Genomic DNA, 17,676 nt, shown 5'->3' with positions numbered 1-17,676 from the left:
CAGCTAAAATAAAAGCAAGTCAGAAAGCGCTAACAAACAGCGCGTATAAAACCAAAGGGAGCGAATCAAATGGCAGAAAAAAATTATGTAATGGCGATCGACCAAGGAACCACTAGTTCAAGAGCAATTATTTTTGATCGTAACGGGAAAAAAATCGGCAGTTCACAAAAAGAGTTTCCGCAATACTTTCCAAAATCCGGTTGGGTAGAACACAACGCCAACGAAATTTGGAACTCTGTCCAATCAGTCATCGCAGGGGCATTTATTGAATCAGGTATCCGACCAGAAGCAATCGCCGGCATCGGCATCACCAACCAGCGTGAAACAACCGTGGTTTGGGACAAAACGACAGGCCAGCCGATCGCAAATGCAATCGTTTGGCAATCCCGCCAATCTTCACCGATCGCTGACCAATTAAAAGCAGATGGCCATACAGAGATGATCCATGAAAAAACTGGGTTAGTCATTGATGCGTATTTCTCAGCGACCAAGGTGCGTTGGCTTTTAGACAATATCGAAGGGGCACAAGAAAAGGCGGATAATGGTGAGCTACTCTTCGGAACGATCGATTCATGGCTTGTGTGGAAGCTGACAGATGGACAAGTCCATGTCACCGACTACTCAAATGCTAGCCGGACGATGCTTTACAACATTCATAAATTAGAATGGGATCAAGAAATTTTGGATCTTTTGAACATTCCAAGCTCGATGCTACCAGAAGTCAAAAGCAACTCAGAAGTCTATGGTCACACCCGCAGCTACCATTTTTACGGCAGTGAAGTACCAATCGCCGGAATGGCTGGAGACCAACAAGCCGCCCTCTTTGGACAAATGGCCTTTGAAAAAGGTATGATCAAAAATACTTACGGCACTGGGGCATTTATTGTCATGAATACGGGTGAAGAACCACAATTGTCTGACAATGACCTACTGACGACCATCGGGTATGGTATCAACGGCAAAGTCTATTATGCCTTAGAAGGAAGTATCTTCGTTGCTGGATCAGCGATCCAATGGCTGCGGGATGGTCTACGCATGATCGAGACTTCGCCACAATCAGAAGAAATAGCTGCCAAAGCAAAAGGTGATAATGAAGTGTATGTGGTGCCTGCCTTTACTGGATTGGGTGCGCCTTACTGGGATTCAGATGCAAGAGGAGCCGTCTTTGGCTTGACTCGTGGGACGACGAAGGAAGATTTTGTTCGGGCAACATTGCAAGCTGTTGCGTATCAATCAAAAGATGTCATCGACACGATGAAAAAAGATTCCGGTATCGATATCCCATTGCTGAAAGTCGATGGCGGGGCAGCCAAAAACGATTTATTGATGCAGTTCCAAGCGGACATTTTAGACATTGACGTACAACGAGCAGCGAATCTGGAAACAACCGCATTAGGTGCAGCTTACTTGGCAGGGCTAGCGGTTGGCTTCTGGAAAGACTTGGATGAATTGAAATCAATGGCAGAAGAAGGGCAAATGTTTACGCCAGAAATGCCAGCAGAAGAAAGAGACAATTTGTACGAAGGTTGGAAACAAGCGGTGGCAGCTACTCAGACCTTCAAATTCAAAGCGAAGAAAGAAGGCGAGTAAGCCATGACCTTTTCTCAGAAAGATCGGAAGGAAACCATTCAAGAAACGGCAAAGACCACCTATGATGTGTTGATCATCGGTGGTGGGATTACCGGCGCAGGGGTTGCTGTTCAAACAGCAGCGGCTGGGATGAAGACGGTTCTTTTGGAAATGCAAGACTTTGCCGAAGGGACGTCTTCGCGGTCCACGAAACTCGTTCATGGCGGTATTCGCTATTTGAAAACCTTTGACGTGGAAGTGGTCGCTGACACCGTGCGGGAACGGGCGATCGTCCAACAAATTGCTCCGCATATCCCGAAACCAGATCCGATGCTTTTACCGATTTACGATGAACCGGGGGCAACCTTCTCCTTGTTTTCTGTTAAAGTGGCGATGGATCTTTATGATCGCTTAGCGAATGTGACAGGCAGTAAATACGAAAATTATCTGCTGACGAAAGAAGAGGTCTTAGAACGCGAACCTCAGCTGCAGGCGGAAAACTTAGTCGGTGGCGGTGTCTATCTTGATTTTCGCAACAACGATGCCCGCTTGGTGATCGAAAACATCAAACGAGCACAAGCCGATGGGGCAGCAATGATCAGTAAAGCCAAAGTCGTCGGCATCTTACATGATGAGCAAGGCATCATCAATGGGGTAGAAGTGGAGGATCAACTGACAAACGATCGCTTTGAGGTTAACGCCAAAGTCGTGATCAACACGACAGGCCCTTGGTCAGACATCGTTCGTCAATTAGACAAGAATGATGAGTTGCCGCCACAAATGCGTCCGACGAAAGGTGTCCATTTAGTGGTCGATCGGGAAAAACTAAAAGTGCCGCAACCAACCTATTTTGATACTGGGAAAAATGATGGTCGGATGGTTTTCGTGGTACCAAGAGAAAATAAGACCTATTTTGGCACAACCGATACGGATTATACAGGCGATTTCGCCCATCCAACGGTCACGCAAGAAGATGTTGATTATCTACTGACCATCGTGAATGAACGCTTCCCTCACGCTCAGATCACCCTTGATGATATCGAAGCGAGCTGGGCAGGATTGCGTCCGTTGATTGTGAATAATGGCGGGTCTGATTACAATGGCGGCGGTAAAGGCAAACTATCGGATGAAAGCTTTGAACAGATCGTTGAAAGCGTCAAAGAGTATCTTGCAGATGAGCGGCAGCGACCAGTCGTAGAAAAAGCCGTAAAACAAGCACAAGAACGAGTAGAAGCCAGCAAAGTGGATCCATCGCAAGTTTCTCGCGGCAGCAGTTTGGAACGCTCAAAAGACGGACTATTGACGTTGGCAGGCGGAAAAATCACCGACTATCGTTTGATGGCGGAAGGAGCAGTCAAACGGATCAATGAATTGCTTCAAGAAAGCGGTGCTTCCTTCGAGTTAGTGGATTCAACCACGTACCCAGTTTCTGGTGGGGAGCTTGATGCAGCCAATGTAGAGGAAGAATTAGCGAAGTTGGCTGACCAAGCGCAAACCGCTGGGTTCAATGAAGCAGATGCGACGTATTTGGCTCATCTTTATGGGTCGAATCTTCCCCAAGTGTTGAACTACAAGACGAAGTTTGAGGGCTTAGATGAAAAAGAAAGCACTGCCTTGAACTATTCCTTGCATGAAGAAATGGTTCTGACGCCTGTCGATTATCTATTGCGTCGGACCAACCATATCCTATTTATGCGAGATACCTTAGATGAAGTCAAAGCCGGTGTCGTTGCAGCTATGACCGACTTCTTTGGCTGGGACGAGGAAGAAAAAGCAGCCCATGTAGCAGAATTGAACCAAGTGATCGCAGAATCAGATTTAACAGCCTTAAAAGGAGGAAAAAAAGATGAATGAAACAACCCAGATCTTTAGTGAATTTCTAGGAACGGCTATTTTGGTTTTGTTAGGGGATGGTGTGTGTGCGGCTGTCAATCTGAAAAAGAGTAAAGCGGAAGCCTCTGGCTGGATCGTGATCGCGATGGGCTGGGCGACAGCGGTAACGATTGCCGTTTACGTTTCAGGGTACATGGGACCTGCTCACTTGAATCCAGCCGTTACATTAGGCATGGCGATGACAGGGAATTTTTCTTGGAGCTTAGCTGTACCGTTTATGCTGGCGCAGATTGCTGGTGCGATCGTAGGGGCAATCCTCGTTTGGCTCAACTACTTGCCATTATGGGATGAAACAAAAGACCAAGGCGCGATTTTAGGTACCTTTGCAACAGGGCCTGCAGTTCGTAATTTAGTATCGAATACGATCACTGAAGTAATTGGTACCTTTGTCTTAGTCTTTGGCTTATTGGCTTTTGGTGCCAATACCTTTACGGATGGATTAAATCCCATCGTTGTTGGGATCTTGATCTTAGCGATCGGACTGTCTCTTGGTGGACCAACAGGCTATGCCATCAACCCGGCACGGGACTTAGGACCACGGATTGCTCACCAAATCTTACCAATCAAAAACAAAGGGACTTCCGATTGGGGCTATGCGTTAGTACCAATCATCGGTCCAATGATCGGTGCAGCGATCGCAGCTGGTTTGTTTATGATGTTGCCATTATAAACGATGTTATTTTAAGGATGATGCCTATTGGTATCATCCTTTTTTAATCTTTAGCGATTGTCATTGAATTTGCTAAAAAAACATGGTTAAATGAAAAAGCTGAAACAGAACGAAGGAAGGAGCTTTTGCGTGAAAAAAATTCTGCGCTTTTTCATGTGGGTGGCGATGGTCCTGATCGGACTCTTAGCTGCCGTTTTTCTGGCTTTTCAACTCTCCCCACGACCGGGGGCTTTTTTGATCGGTCATCTGTTTAACCAAGAAGTGACCATCAAGGATGAGGCAGCTTATCAAAAAAGTTTGCCGAATGTGACGGTCAAACAGGACTTGACGTATCAATCGGATTATCAACGTAGTACCTTTGATCTATATTATCCCAAAGAGGCACAAGGCCCTGTTCCAGTCATTTTTTGGGTCCACGGGGGCGGCTATGTCGGGGGAGACAAAGAAGGGGTCAAAGAGTTTGCGACCTATGTCGTCGATGAAACCAAAGCCGCTGTGATTTCGATTAATTATGAATGGGCACCAAGTCTGCATTATCCGGGACAGGTCAAACAATTAGCCCAAGCGGTAGACTCGATCAAAGCAGATGCCCAAGCATACCCCATGCTGGATTTCGATCAACTCTTCTTTGGCGGGGATTCTGCAGGAGCCCAAATTGCCGGGCAATATGTGGCGCTGCAAACCAATCCAGCGTATGCGAAGGAAATGTCCTTTGATCAAGACATTCCTGCATCGGCCCTGAAAGGGTTTATTTCCTATTGCGGCCCCCTTGATTTGAAGCAGATCGCCGGTACTTCTTCAGATGATCGCTTTATGAAATTCTTTGTCAAAACGGTGGCTTGGTCGTTATTAGGCAAAAAAGAATGGCAAGATAGTCCCCAACTGCAGGAGATCTCACTGGTGGATAAATTGACGGCTGATTTTCCACCAACGTATATCACGGATGGCAATGCCTATTCCTTTGAAGACCAAGGCATTGCCTTTGCCAACCAGCTGCAAGCTCTTGATATTCCCGTGACAAGTCGTTTTTACAAAGGGGATTCGGAAACGGTGACCCACGAATACCAATTTGATTATAGCTTGCCACAAGCACAGGCCTGTTTGACAGAAACATTGACCTTTATCAAAGACCAGCTGGCTCACTAAAAAACACCTTGTTTCTCACCCTCTATTGGCGAGAAACAAGGTGTTTATTTGTAAGCAAATCAATCAAGTCCGATGAAGTAGTCATCGTCTTTCATCGCTTCCACGGAACCAAGCAGATACCCGTTCCCAACTTGTGAGAAGAAGTCGTGATTGCTGGTACCAGTTGAAATACCGTTCATGACGATTGGATTGACATCGTTGGCGGTGTCTGGGAAAAGCGGGTCTTGTCCTAGATTCATCAAAGCCTTATTGGCATTGTAACGCAAGAAGGTTTTGACTTCCTCGGTCCAGCCGATCTCATCGTATAATTCTTCGGTATAACGCTCTTCGTTTTCATACAACTCATACAACAAGTCGTACATCCAGTCTTTCAGCTTTTGCTGTTCGTCTTCTGGTAATTCGTTGAAACCTAATTGGAATTTGTAGCCAATATACGTGCCATGAACGGATTCGTCACGAATGATCAATTTGATGATCTCCGCTACGTTCGCTAGTTTGTTATTGCCTAAGTAGTAAAGGGGTGTATAGAAACCTGAGTAGAATAAGAAGGTCTCTAGAAACACACTGGCGATTTTTTTCTCTAGCGGTGTCCCATTTTTGTAGATCTCATTGATTCGTTCGGCTTTCTTTTGCAAATATGGATTGGTGTTGGTCCATTCAAAAATATCAGCGATCTCCGCTTTTGTATTCAAGGTGCTGAAAATCGATGAATAGCTTTTTGCATGGACAGATTCCATAAATTGGATGTTGTTCAAGACCGCTTCTTCATGTGGGGTGCGGACATCTTTACGCAGTTGATCCATACCGCTTTCTGATTGAACGGTATCTAATAAGGTCAAGCCGCCAAAGACGTAGCCCACCGTCGTTTTTTCTAATGGTGATAGCGTCCGCCAATCATCAAGGTCATTTGATAAAGGGATCCGCGTATCTAACCAGAATTGCTCTGTTAATTTTTCCCAAGTGGATTTATCGATGATATCTTCGATCTCATTCCAGTTGATTGCTTCATAGTAAGTCTTACCCATAGTCGGTTCCTCCAATAATCGTATCAAGACAACAGCCGACCCGCTGTCAAGAAAGAGCAGGGGCGGGCGGTTAGTTCGTTTTCAGGCAAATGTTGGATTAGATGACACAGCTTTCACATTGGTTGCTGCCGATCTCTTCTGCATCATCTGTAAAGGTCCGTACATAGTAGATCGATTTGATGCCTTTGTGGAAAGCGTAGTGACGCAAGATGTTCAAATCACGGGTGGTTTGTTTTGTCGTTTCTTTCCATTCGTAAAGACCTTCTGGAATATCTGAACGCATAAACAAGGTCATACTCATCCCTTGATCGACGTGTTTTTGAGCAGTTGCGTAAACATCGATCACTTTGCGCATATCCATATCGTAGGCTGATTTGTAGTAGGCGATCGTCTCATTGCTCAAGTAAGGTGCTGGATAATAGATCTTGCCGATTTTCTTTTCTTGGCGTTCTTCGATCATCCGAGTGATCGGGTGGATGCTGGCACTCGTATCATTAATATAAGAGATCGAACCATTTGGTGCAACGGCTAAGCGGTTTTGGTGATACAAGCCGGTTTCTTTGACGGTTTGTGCCAATGCTGCCCAATCTTCACCAGTTGGTAAAAAGACGCCTTCAAACAATGCTTTGACTTTTTCCGATTTTGGTTGGTAGTCACCTTGGATATAATCGGTGAAGTAGCTGCCATCTGCATAAGCTGATTTTTCAAAGTTATGGAAAACTTCGCCTTTTTCTTTGGCGATGGCATTGCTTTCAACCAATGTCCAATAGTTCAACAACATGAAATAAAGATCAGTAAATTCAAGAGATTCTGGTGAACCATATTCCATTTGATTTTTTGCAAAATAGGTATGCAAGCCCATTGCGCCTAAACCGATCGTGTGGTTCAAGGCATTCCCATTTTGGATCGATGGTACCACGTCAATGTCAGACGCATCAGTAACGAAGGTCAAGGCACGAGTCATTGCTCGAACAGATTTCCCAAAGTCAGGGCTGTCCATCAAGTTCACGATATTGGTGGAACCTAAGTTACAGCTGATATCTGTTCCTAAAACCTCGTATTCTTGTTTGCCGTTGATCACAGATGGTGCTTGGACTTGAAGGATCTCGGAACAAAGATTACTCATGATGATCTTGCCATCGATTGGGTTGCTGCGGTTTGCGGTATCGATATTGATGATATAAGGATAACCAGATTCTTGCTGCAATTTAGAAATTTCGTTTTCTAAATCACGGGCTCTGATTTTGGTTTTGCGAATCCGTGGATTCATAACTAAGTTGTCGTATTCCTTGGTGATATCGACATAAGAGAAGGGTACGCCATATTCTTTTTCGACACTGTACGGACTAAAGAGATACATCTCTTCATTTTTACGCGTCAATTCGTAGAATTTGTCAGGTACGATCACACCTAATGATAAGGTTTTGACACGGATTTTTTCATCCGCATTTTCTTTTTTCGCTGATAAAAAGCTGATGATATCTGGGTGGAAGACGTTCAAGTAGACCACGCCAGCCCCTTGCCGTTGACCCAATTGGTTTGAATAGCTGAAGCTATCTTCAAACAATTTCATTACAGGCATTACACCACTTGCTGCACCTTCGTAGCCTTTGATAGGCGCGCCGGCTTCCCGCAAGTTTGATAATGTGATCCCGACACCGCCGCCGATCCGTGAAAGTTGCAGCGCGGAGTTGATCCCACGACCGATCGCGTTCATGTCATCAGTGATTTGGATCAAGAAACAAGAAACCAATTCACCCCGACGTTTGCGTCCTGCATTCAAGAAAGAAGGAGTTGCTGGTTGGTAACGTTGGTAGATCATTTCATCTGCCAAGCTCATGGCTAACTCTTCATTGCCATCCGCAAAGTAAAGGGCGTTGAAAGCGACCCGATCTTCGTAACGTTCTAGATACGCGGTACCATCATTGGTTTTTAGTGCGTATTGTGAATAAAACTTGTAAGCAGCCATAAATGATTTGAAAGTAAAGTGTTGCTCGTCTAAGAATTGATACAAGTCCTCAATAAAAGCAGGACGGTACTTTTTGATAAATTCTTCTTCTAAATAATCATTTTCAATCAAATAATTGATTTTGTCCATTGCAGTCGCAAAGGTTAAGGTGTTTGGTTCAACGTTTTCTTTAAAGAATGCCGCTAGGGCTTCTTTGTCTTTATTTAATGGAATTTGACCATCTACTGGACGGTTGATCTCATTATTCAATTTGAAATAACTGACATCTTTGATTTCTTTCAAGCTCATAAATGGCTAACCTCTTTTCTTGTTTTGTTCGTATAAAAAAGGACTTGCGGTCTGGACGACTGACAAATCCCTCAAAAGCATCACATTGAGAAAAATCTTAGCTCGCTAATTGACGTAGTTGATCTGGACGGAAACCGATGATCGTTTGCGCATCAGAGGTAATGACTGGCACACTTTGGAATCCTTGTTCTTTCAAAAATTCTAATGCTTCAGGCTCATTATCGATATTGATTTCTTCAAAGGCAATCTGATTTTCACTTAAAAAGCGTTTCGCCATTTTACATTGCATGCAGTTGTTTTTAGAAAATAGTTTGATATTCATAATTGTTTCCTCCGAGTTGTAATAGTTATAAACCTAGTATAAATAAGTCTCGGAGAAAGTCAACGAAAAAACACTATATCTTGTGCTTGTGAATTCGACATACACAATTTATAGTGTTTCTGTGTTTTTTATGCAAATGAAAAAAGCGGAAAATACGTAGAATTACAAGGTTTTTGCGTAATTATTAGAGGGGATATGCAATCAAAATGAGTAAAAAAAATCTCTATTGTGAAGGAAAATTCAAAGTTAAGTCGAAAACAGATTGACTTCCTGTGGAAATGGCTCTATTATAATGATAATCATTCTCAATTAAAGTAGGTTAATTAAAACAACACTTCACAAAAGGAGTAAGAACCAATGAAAATGGCGCAAACTCGGGCTTCTGGGACATACAAAATCGACTCGTTGGCAACCACCAAAGAAATCACGGCTCATTTAAACGATCTTGGCATTCGCACGGGAGTTGACATCGTTGTGGTACAAAAAGATCGCAAAGGCGGCATCATTTTGCACCAGGGAACGCGGATTGCTTTAGATGCAAGGGTCATGGAACAAATCGATGTCACAGAGATCCAGCAGCAAACCGTCATTACCTCTTTGGATCAGCTACAAGTCGGTGAAAGCGGGAAGGTCAATCAGATTGGTGCAAAAGGTGCTTTGCGCCGTCGTTTGATGGATATGGGTCTTACGAAAAACGTTCATTTGGAAGTAGTGAAACTGGCTCCATTGGGTGATCCAATGGAGATTCGGCTCCGCGGCTATGAATTGTCTTTGAGAAAGCAAGAAGCAGCGTTGGTTTTTGTCGAAAAAGGAGTCGAAACGGTATGACCTATCACTTTGCATTAGCAGGAAATCCCAATAGCGGGAAAACAAGTACTTTCAATCAATTGACTGGTGCCAAACAAACAGTGGGCAATTGGCCGGGTGTCACCGTAGAACGTAAAGCGGGGAGACTGCGAAAAGACCGGCACGTGTTGATCCAAGATCTGCCCGGGATCTATTCCTTGTCGCCTTATACGCCGGAAGAACTGATTTCCCGCAATTATTTGATGGAGGCATCGCTGGATGCGGTAATCAATATTATTGACGGAACTAATCTTGAGCGAAATCTGTATTTAACCTTGCAATTATTAGAAATGAATGTTCCCACCGTGGCAGCCATCAACATGATCGATCTATTAAAGAAAAAAGGCTTGCAGATCAACTTCGAAAAATTGGCTTACGGATTAGGGATTCCGGTAGTGGGGATCAGTGCTTTGAAACAACGTGGTTTAGCCAAAATGATCGAGGCAGCGAAGCACGCAGTCAACACACAACAGCTCCCTCCCCGCTACGATGATCGTTTAGAAGCTGGCTTGACCGAGATTATGGCGATTTTGCCAGAGAAGATCCCTCAGCAGCAAAAACGCTGGTTTGCCATAAAACTCTTTGAAAAAGATGAAGCGATTCAAGCAATGTGTAAACTGACTGATTCCCAGCAAGCAGTCCTTCAGGAGACGATTTCGATTTTAGAGATGATCTTTAAAGACAGCAGTGACGCCATTCTCGTTAATGAGCGCTATGGCTTCATTGAAGAATTGTTGGCGCTGGCAGTCATCAAGGAAACAGATCAGCACTTAGCCTTCAGCGACAAAATCGACCGCGTGTTGACCCATCGCGTATTGGCGCTACCAATTTTTGCCTTCATTATGTGGGGAATCTACTATTTATCGATTCAGACGATTGGCACGATCGGCACCGATTGGGTCAATGATGTATTATTTGGCAGCTGGATACCCGAAACAGCAGCGCACTGGCTAGAACAGCTGCGGGTCGCCCAGTGGCTGCAAGAATTGATTTTGGATGGCATCGTGGCAGGAGTCGGTGCGGTCTTAGGCTTTTTGCCGCAGATTTTCGTGTTGTTTTTTTGCTTGGCTATCTTGGAGGATTGTGGATACATGGCACGGGTGGCATTTGTCATGGATCGGTTGTTTCGCAAATTTGGTCTATCCGGCAAGTCGTTTATCCCTATGTTGATTGCCACAGGCTGCGGCGTGCCGGGGGTGATGGCAAGCCGAACGATTGAAAACGAAAAGGATCGTCGGTTGACGGTGATGGTCACGACCTTCATGCCTTGTTCTGCCAAATTGCCGATCATCGCATTGATCTCCGGAGCCTTTTTCCCTCAGTATAGTTGGGTCGCACCATCGGCCTATTTTGTCGGCATGGGCGCTGTGATTTTTTCAGGGATCGTCTTGAAAAAAACGCCGCTTTTTGCAGGTGATCTGGCACCATTCATTATGGAACTGCCAGCGTATCATTTGCCGCAGATCACAACGATTTTGAAAAGTGCCTGTGATCGAGCCATTGCTTTTGTAAAAAAAGCCGGTACGATAATTTTTGTAGCTTGTATCTTTGTCTGGTTTACCTCCAGCTACAACTTTGCCTTGCAGCGGGTCAGTGAAGACCAAAGCATTTTGGCCTTTTTCGGTCGACTTTTGGCGCCCCTTTTCGCTCCCCTAGGCTGGGGAACTTGGCGAGGCGCCGTGGCGACGATCACTGGCTTGGTGGCCAAAGAAAATGTGATCGGCACCTTCGGGATTCTCTACGGACAAACCGGTGAGTTGTCAGAAAGTGGGACGGAGATTTGGCAAGTGTTGCGCGGCGATTACACTGCTGTGGCGGCATACTCTTTCCTCGTCTTTAATTTACTATGTGCCCCCTGTTTTGCTGCCATCGGTGCGATCCACCGTGAAATGGGGGACAGCAAGTGGACATGGTTAGCCATTGGCTATCAATGTGGCTTGGCGTACTGCGCCAGTTTGTTGGTCTACCAATTCGGACACGTCATCTTTGAAGGCGGACACCTCACGCTAGGTGTTTTCGCGGCAATAGTCGTTACTGGTCTATTGGTATTTGCTCTGGTGAAGAAACCATTCCGAGGGAGTGCGCCCTTGATCCAAGTCGTAGGAGGCGAAAAATGATTGCTACAGTAATTCTAAGCGGACTGATCTTTGGCTATGGTGGCCGTGTGGTTTACCGTATGGTGAAAAAGGATCATTGTTCTGATTGCCACAGCAGTTGTCCCGTGAAGCATGAGGAAGCAAAGTAGCAGGTAGCTTCAGAAAGGAAAAATTTCTGAGGTCAGAGCTACTATAGAAACGAATGAAACAGTTCGATTACGATCGGGCTGTTTTTTTATGCTTTGTAAAATGACCTATTAAAGGGCTGATAAGTATAGTATAATTATTTAATAAAAAGATAATATTTAGTAGGGGTCGCAGGAAAAGGAGAAGGGAATCTAGTTAGAACGTAAATGAAGATAGGTTTTTGATAAAGCAGAGTGAAAGGGTGAGGGCATGAGACAACAACGAAGACAGGAACGTCAGAAACGCCAGCGGATCATTGCGGGGTTAAGTATAGCGCTGCTGGCAATCACACTTGGAGTGATTTATCTAGTGATTCAAGCGATAGGTATCCCCGAACAGCGTCTTACAGCAGAATCGACAAAACCGACAAAAACAATGCAAGAATCAAGTAGTTCTACCGAAACAAAGTCAGAAGTAAAAACCATCACAGTGACAGCTAGTGGTGATATGCTTTATCATACACCTGTTTATTTAAGCGCTTACGACGGAAAGCGTTATGATTTTGACAACGATTTTGAGCAGGTCAAACCGTTGATTGCATCGGCGGACCTTGCTTTAGGTGATTTTGAAGGAACCATCAATCCTAATAAACCGCTTGGCGGTTTTCCCCTATTCAACGCCCCTATCGATGCTGTTGCCAGCATCAAAGACGCGGGCTTTGATGTGATCGATCTTGCCCATAACCATATTTTAGATACGGGGATCGAAGGAATCAAAACAACGGCGGCTGCTTTTCACGATCAAGACTTGGCAACGATTGGTGTCACGGTCGACAACAGCGGAATCCTGGTCAAAGAAGTCAACGGGATCAAAGTTGCTCTCTTGGCCTATGCCTACGGCTTCAATGGCCTTGAAGAAAGCTTAACTCAAGCAGAGTATGACACCTATTTGAAAGACTTGTCGTTAGATAAAGTGGAAGCAGAGATCAAAGAAGCGGAAAGCTTGGCGGATATCACCATCGTGATGCCTCAGTCTGGTGTTGAGTATTCTTTAGAACCAACGGAAGAACAACAAACTGTTTATCGGAAGATGATCGATTTTGGTGCTGATATTATCTTCGGCGGCCATCCGCATGTAGCAGAACCAACCGAAATCATCGAAAAGGACGGCGAAAAGAAATTTATCATTTACTCAATGGGGAACTTACTGTCGAATCAACGTTATGAAACCGTCAATAACAACTATTGGACCGAACGAGGCGTCATTCCAGAAGTTGAAATCTCCAAAGAAGGGCAGCGGACCTATTTAAGCCAGATTGCCTTGCATCCAACTTGGGTCTCCAAAGAACCGATCCCTGATCGTACCTATTATGATCCAGAATACGGCGTCTTGCAGGCCTTTGATTTTCAAGTCTACCTTGCTGAAGATTATCTGCCAGATGGGCGATATGCCAAAAAGGTCCCTGAAGAAAAGCGCCAGCGGATCGAAACCGCCTACCATGAAATGCTGGAGCTGTTGGATTTGAAGTGGGAGCAGTGATGAGAAACTCAAAATGGCAAATACGGCAATCTGACAACGGTTGTTTTTTATAGGTTATCGAAAAAACGAATTATGAAATGAACGTTGATCCTTCCCACAAAACATGACACCATATCAGCATTTATGAACAAAAAATGACACCTCAAGCGGACAAAAATAAGTAATAATGTCAACATAAAGCATTCAGAAATGAGTCTGAATGGATTCAGTAAATGATTTCTGAATAAATGGGGAATGAAAGCAGGATGTGTCATGAGAATTATTATACTGACAAAAAACATATCATATGAGATTGATTTGCAGCGGGAGCTACAGATGTTGAGTCATGAAGTATTCGTAGGGAGAACTACGGAAGAGGAAGAATGGTTGATAGAAAGCGCCAAGTTATTTGACTGTTTATTTGTCAGTGAAACAATTGCTGATCCAGAATTTTTATTGATCAATCAGACATTGGCTCCTTATTATCAACAGCGGATCGTCCGCATTTTGGCAGGGGATCGTGAACAAGAAGGTATGATTGAAAAAGCTGAGAATGCCACGTACCTGAATCGCTCTTTTGTCGAGCTGAGAGAATTTTTAGCAGCATTACCACCAAATAGTCGTAAATTAGAAAAAGCATCCGTCACAAAAGAATCCTTTCCTAAGTTTCTTAGTCTACAAGAACAGATTTTTTTTAACAATTTAGGAGAAGAACAATTCATCAACCGGGAAGATTTGTGTTGGAAAATTTGGGGGAATGGTGGAACGAACTCAAGAAAATCCCAGTTGTCGATATTAGCGAAACGCATCAATGAAAAACTAGATGAATACGACTATACTGAAAAGCGGGTGCGAACCGCTTGGGGCAAAGGCTATATTTTACAATAAAAAGAACCAATGTGTGATAAGAAGTGTATTGAAGCTTTTTCTATCAAGAGTAAACCTCTTTAAATCAGTCTATTTTGTAGAAGCGACTCTGTTTTCAAATTGAGTCGTTTTTTTATATAAAAACATTAGTATTAAATGAGTGATGGTATTGAAAATTATGATAATGCTTTTTTTTAGTGTTAAAATAGAGATAATCAGTAATGAAAAGGAATACTGCAGGATTTAAAAAGTGCTTGGTAGAAAAGTGTTGTAGTATCTTTCAGAGGAGGAAATGGCGTGAAGAAGATTGAGTGTGTGATATTTGATTTGGACGGAACTTTATTGGATTCAAAAGAGTGCAGTGTTAAGGCAACAAAAGCAGCTTTTACAGAGATGGGACTCAAAGTACCCAGTGAAGTAGTCATTGAACACTATATGGGGATACCGATCGAAAAATCATTTTTAAAAATGTCAGAACAGCCATTAGATCAAGAAATCGCAGCGGAATTGATTCGGATTTTTCGTGCCTATTACCAAACATATGAAGAAAGTACCTTGAAAGTATTTCCTGAAATTCCCCATATCTTAGAGAGTTTAAATAAACGAAAGGTTCCTTGTTTCGTCGTTTCAAGTAAGAAGACAGCAGTCGTCAAACGAAACTTGGCTGCTCTGGATCTTGTGGATTTCTTTGAGGAAATCATCGGCTCAGATGCGGTGTCCCACTACAAGCCTCATCCAGAAGGAATCAATCAATTAGTAACGCAGTATCAGTTTGATCCGACCAAGACGATCATGGTAGGAGATGCTATTTTTGATATTCAGATGGGCAAAGCAGCTGGTGTCAAAACCATCGCCGTAACGTGGGGCAGCCACAATGCAAAAAAACTTTCTGCCGAAAAACCAGATGCTGTGGCAGAGACACCGCAGGAGATTTTAGATTATATTTATGCTTGATCCATTTTTACTGACACTGTCCCAAAGTCCATTCTATTTTTGACCTGTAGCGTGATAAAATAGTATGGACTGAACGTCTTCTTCCAACAAAATATTTAAGGTTTCGACCAATGATCGATAGATTCGATTATTGGTTTTTTTTGGTATGGATAGGAGGTGTCTTTGTTCCTTGAAGCAACGACTTTAACTATCTGTTGATTTTTATCGATATTGTAGTCATTTTCTTTTTACTAGAACCGATCTAGTTTCGTTCGAGCACTACTTTTTAGTAGAAGGAAACGAGTTGTCCGCCACTTTTTCACTCTTATTTCTCTTATTTAATAAAAAGTAATTATAAGAGGACACGAAAGGGAAACTATAATAGGAGTAACTGATTTTCTTAACGTGTCTGCACTGGTAAGAGCTAAGGACCCAATCACTTTTAGTCGTTTTTGGACAGCTAAGCTTCAATTTGTCTGAGCGAATAAAAACACCTAGTGGAAGAAAATCAAAGCGAGCAGAAGTGATAGCGCTACTTTCACCGAAAAAAACATAGATGTAAAGGAGTAAGGATATGATATCAGAAAATATCAAGGAACCGAAAGACTATTTGTGTTATTCAAAAGAAGTGTTGCTAAGTGTAGGGGTATTGACTGATTACCCAAAAATCTTCCATTATTATCAAGAACTCTGTGATGAATTTGAGCACATTTACTATGATCAATCAAAGAGTTTATTTGTTCAGCTTAAAGCACTTCTAGCAATAGATGCGCAGATTCAAATTTTACTGGAACTTTTTGAAAATAGTAGAACAAACTTATGCCAAGAGTTTTGTATGGATGAGCATGAAATAATTTGTATGATCAAAAATGATAAAAAATCTTATTATCGCGAGCTTACAGGCCAAAAAAACAATCAACTACCAAAATGGAGCTTAATTTATTTAAGTGAGGAGTAAGCACAATTTAGGAAAATTCAAACATCTCAAGAAAAAACACATGGAGCAATAGTGTGATGAACATGGAGTAAAGGAATAGAAAGAGCGACCACAATAACAGAATCCCATCTTATGATCAATTAAAATAGTCTAGCGCACTTTCCTTGTGATTTGTTATACTAATTCTAAGTAGCTGATCTTGACACCTTGTATTCAGCAAGTATGTTCTTGTGAGCGCTTTATTGATTGGTTAGAAAAGAGGAAATGAAATGACGAAGAAAATTATCTTTTTAGACGTAGATGGAACATTATGTGATGACGCGGGGAACGTACCAGAAAGTGCACGTCAAGCGATCACAGCGGCACATAAGAAGGGACATGAGTTTTTCTTATGTACCGGTCGTTCAAAAGCCGAAATCACAGAGGATGTACTAACGCTGCCCTTAAGCGGAATGATTGGTGCCGGCGGTGGTTACTGTGAAGTACACGATGAGGTGATTTTACACAAAGTTTTTGAAAAAGAAGCTTTATTAAGATTGGTCGATTTCTTAAAAGAAAACCAAATCGAATATTATTTAGAATCGAATCAAGGATTATTTGCAAGTACCAATCTACGAAATCGCTTGCTGGAGATCGTCTTGGCAGGTGAGCCTGTTGAAAGTGAAGCAGGAAAACAACGCGTTCAAACTATTCAGTGGTTCCTTGACTTACTGATTGAGGACGAAGCGAAAATTGATTATGATGACGTGAACAAAGTTTCCTTTATCAATCATTCGATTCCTTATGAACGGGTCCATGACCAATACCACGATCAATTCCAAATGATTCGCAGTACGGTACCTGTTTTTGGCAAAGACAGTGGCGAGATCGGCATCAAGAATATCCATAAGAAAACAGCTATCGATTTTCTCTTGAACCATCTAGGAATCGATAACAAAGATACATTGGCGTTTGGTGACGGCCATAATGATGTCGAAATGTTTGAAGCTGTTGCGACAGGAATTGCGATGGGCAATGCCTGTGAACAGCTATTGGCAGTAGCTGACGAGGTGACGGCTCGACCAGAAGACGGCGGGATTGCGCAAGCGTTACAAAAGCACGGTCTTGTGTAGCCACCAAAAAGCACGTCCAACACATGCTTTTTTATGCTAGTCAGGTTTCATAAAGACGATGGGAAACACCTTTTTTTGTTATTTTGAATAAGTATGAAAAAAGACTTGTTCTATAATGACGAGGAAAGCACGTGTCTAGTAAAGGTATTTCGCAAGCCTGTATAAGAATGAATGGGTGAATGCCCAAGCTACTGTTTATAGAAAATAGTAAAGGACCAAAACAAAACGAAGAATCGGTTCGTTTTGTTTTGGTCCTTTTTGCGGAGACAGCTCTTTATTAAGAATAATTGCTAGATTTACTTTGAAAAAAATCCAGAATATTTCGGAAAATACCATTGCTTATTTATGGCAAAACCATT

Annotated in this window: 15 protein-coding genes; 12 read left to right on the top strand and 3 right to left on the bottom strand. The window is 43.0% G+C overall.

The window, feature by feature from the left end; genetic code table 11:
* The first annotated feature begins 69 nt into the window (after positions 1 to 69).
* From glpK to A5870_RS13225, 4 genes are all read left to right on the top strand, one after another.
* Positions 70 to 1,590, top strand: coding sequence for a glycerol kinase GlpK (glpK, locus tag A5870_RS13240; protein ID WP_086293308.1), 1,521 nt, complete (start codon positions 70 to 72; stop codon positions 1,588 to 1,590).
* Between the two features lie 3 nt (positions 1,591 to 1,593).
* On the top strand, positions 1,594 to 3,423 hold the full coding sequence (gene glpO, locus A5870_RS13235) for a type 1 glycerol-3-phosphate oxidase (protein WP_086293306.1): 1,830 nt from the start codon (positions 1,594 to 1,596) through the stop codon (positions 3,421 to 3,423).
* On the top strand, positions 3,416 to 4,132 hold the full coding sequence (locus tag A5870_RS13230) for an MIP/aquaporin family protein (RefSeq protein WP_005225178.1): 717 nt from the start codon (positions 3,416 to 3,418) through the stop codon (positions 4,130 to 4,132). The genes glpO and A5870_RS13230 overlap by 8 nt, the downstream gene beginning before the upstream one ends.
* 90 nt (positions 4,133 to 4,222) lie before the next feature.
* Positions 4,223 to 5,278, top strand: a complete 1,056-nt coding sequence (locus A5870_RS13225) for an alpha/beta hydrolase (protein WP_086293304.1) — start codon at positions 4,223 to 4,225, stop codon at positions 5,276 to 5,278.
* 59 nt (positions 5,279 to 5,337) lie between these two features.
* Here the strand turns inward: A5870_RS13225 and nrdF are convergent, their stop codons facing one another.
* The 3 genes from nrdF to nrdH all read right to left on the bottom strand — a co-directional run bounded on the left by nrdF (position 5,338) and on the right by nrdH (position 8,882).
* Positions 5,338 to 6,303, bottom strand: coding sequence for a class 1b ribonucleoside-diphosphate reductase subunit beta (gene nrdF / locus A5870_RS13220; RefSeq protein ID WP_005225180.1), 966 nt, complete (start codon positions 6,301 to 6,303; stop codon positions 5,338 to 5,340).
* Positions 6,304 to 6,400: 97 nt separating this feature from the next.
* Positions 6,401 to 8,560 carry a class 1b ribonucleoside-diphosphate reductase subunit alpha gene (nrdE, locus tag A5870_RS13215; RefSeq protein ID WP_086293302.1) on the bottom strand — a complete coding sequence of 720 codons (2,160 nt, stop codon included), beginning with the start codon at positions 8,558 to 8,560 and terminating at the stop codon, positions 6,401 to 6,403.
* A 97-nt stretch (positions 8,561 to 8,657) separates the two neighbouring features.
* On the bottom strand, positions 8,658 to 8,882 hold the full coding sequence (nrdH, locus tag A5870_RS13210) for a glutaredoxin-like protein NrdH (RefSeq protein WP_005225182.1): 225 nt from the start codon (positions 8,880 to 8,882) through the stop codon (positions 8,658 to 8,660).
* Between the two features lie 357 nt (positions 8,883 to 9,239).
* On the opposite strand from nrdH, the gene A5870_RS13205 reads away from it, so the two are divergent.
* The 8 genes from A5870_RS13205 to A5870_RS13170 all read left to right on the top strand — a co-directional run bounded on the left by A5870_RS13205 (position 9,240) and on the right by A5870_RS13170 (position 17,317).
* Entirely contained in the window at positions 9,240 to 9,710 is a 471-nt protein-coding gene (locus A5870_RS13205) for a FeoA family protein (RefSeq protein WP_086293300.1), read from the top strand.
* A complete protein-coding gene (gene feoB / locus A5870_RS13200) occupies positions 9,707 to 11,845 on the top strand; it encodes a ferrous iron transport protein B (protein WP_086293297.1) in 2,139 nt (712 codons plus the stop codon). The genes A5870_RS13205 and feoB overlap by 4 nt, the downstream gene beginning before the upstream one ends.
* The gene (locus A5870_RS13195; protein ID WP_005237465.1) at positions 11,842 to 11,973 is read left to right on the top strand and encodes a hypothetical protein; all 132 of its coding nucleotides are present in this window, start codon (positions 11,842 to 11,844) and stop codon (positions 11,971 to 11,973) included. Before feoB ends, A5870_RS13195 begins: the two co-directional genes overlap by 4 nt.
* Before the next feature lie 247 nt (positions 11,974 to 12,220).
* The gene (locus A5870_RS13190) at positions 12,221 to 13,489 is read left to right on the top strand and encodes a CapA family protein (protein ID WP_086293295.1); all 1,269 of its coding nucleotides are present in this window, start codon (positions 12,221 to 12,223) and stop codon (positions 13,487 to 13,489) included.
* A gap of 252 nt (positions 13,490 to 13,741) precedes the next feature.
* Complete coding sequence (locus tag A5870_RS13185) at positions 13,742 to 14,356, top strand: transcriptional regulator (RefSeq protein ID WP_077454014.1); 615 nt, start codon at positions 13,742 to 13,744, stop codon at positions 14,354 to 14,356.
* A 276-nt stretch (positions 14,357 to 14,632) separates the two neighbouring features.
* Positions 14,633 to 15,289: an HAD family hydrolase gene (locus tag A5870_RS13180; RefSeq protein WP_086293293.1), complete on the top strand. Its 657-nt coding sequence runs from the start codon at positions 14,633 to 14,635 to the stop codon at positions 15,287 to 15,289.
* Between the two features lie 553 nt (positions 15,290 to 15,842).
* Positions 15,843 to 16,226 (top strand): DUF7006 family protein, encoded by a 384-nt coding sequence (locus tag A5870_RS13175; protein WP_077454012.1) that lies wholly within the window; start codon positions 15,843 to 15,845, stop codon positions 16,224 to 16,226.
* Between the two features lie 248 nt (positions 16,227 to 16,474).
* On the top strand, positions 16,475 to 17,317 hold the full coding sequence (locus A5870_RS13170) for a Cof-type HAD-IIB family hydrolase (protein WP_086293292.1): 843 nt from the start codon (positions 16,475 to 16,477) through the stop codon (positions 17,315 to 17,317).
* The last annotated feature ends 359 nt before the right edge of the window (positions 17,318 to 17,676 follow it).

The organism is Enterococcus sp. 2G9_DIV0600 (assembly GCF_002140615.1).
Lineage (GTDB): Bacteria > Bacillota > Bacilli > Lactobacillales > Enterococcaceae > Enterococcus_D > Enterococcus_D innesii.
Note: the sequence above shows the minus strand (reverse complement) of the source record. Positions and strands in the feature narration are given on the sequence as shown.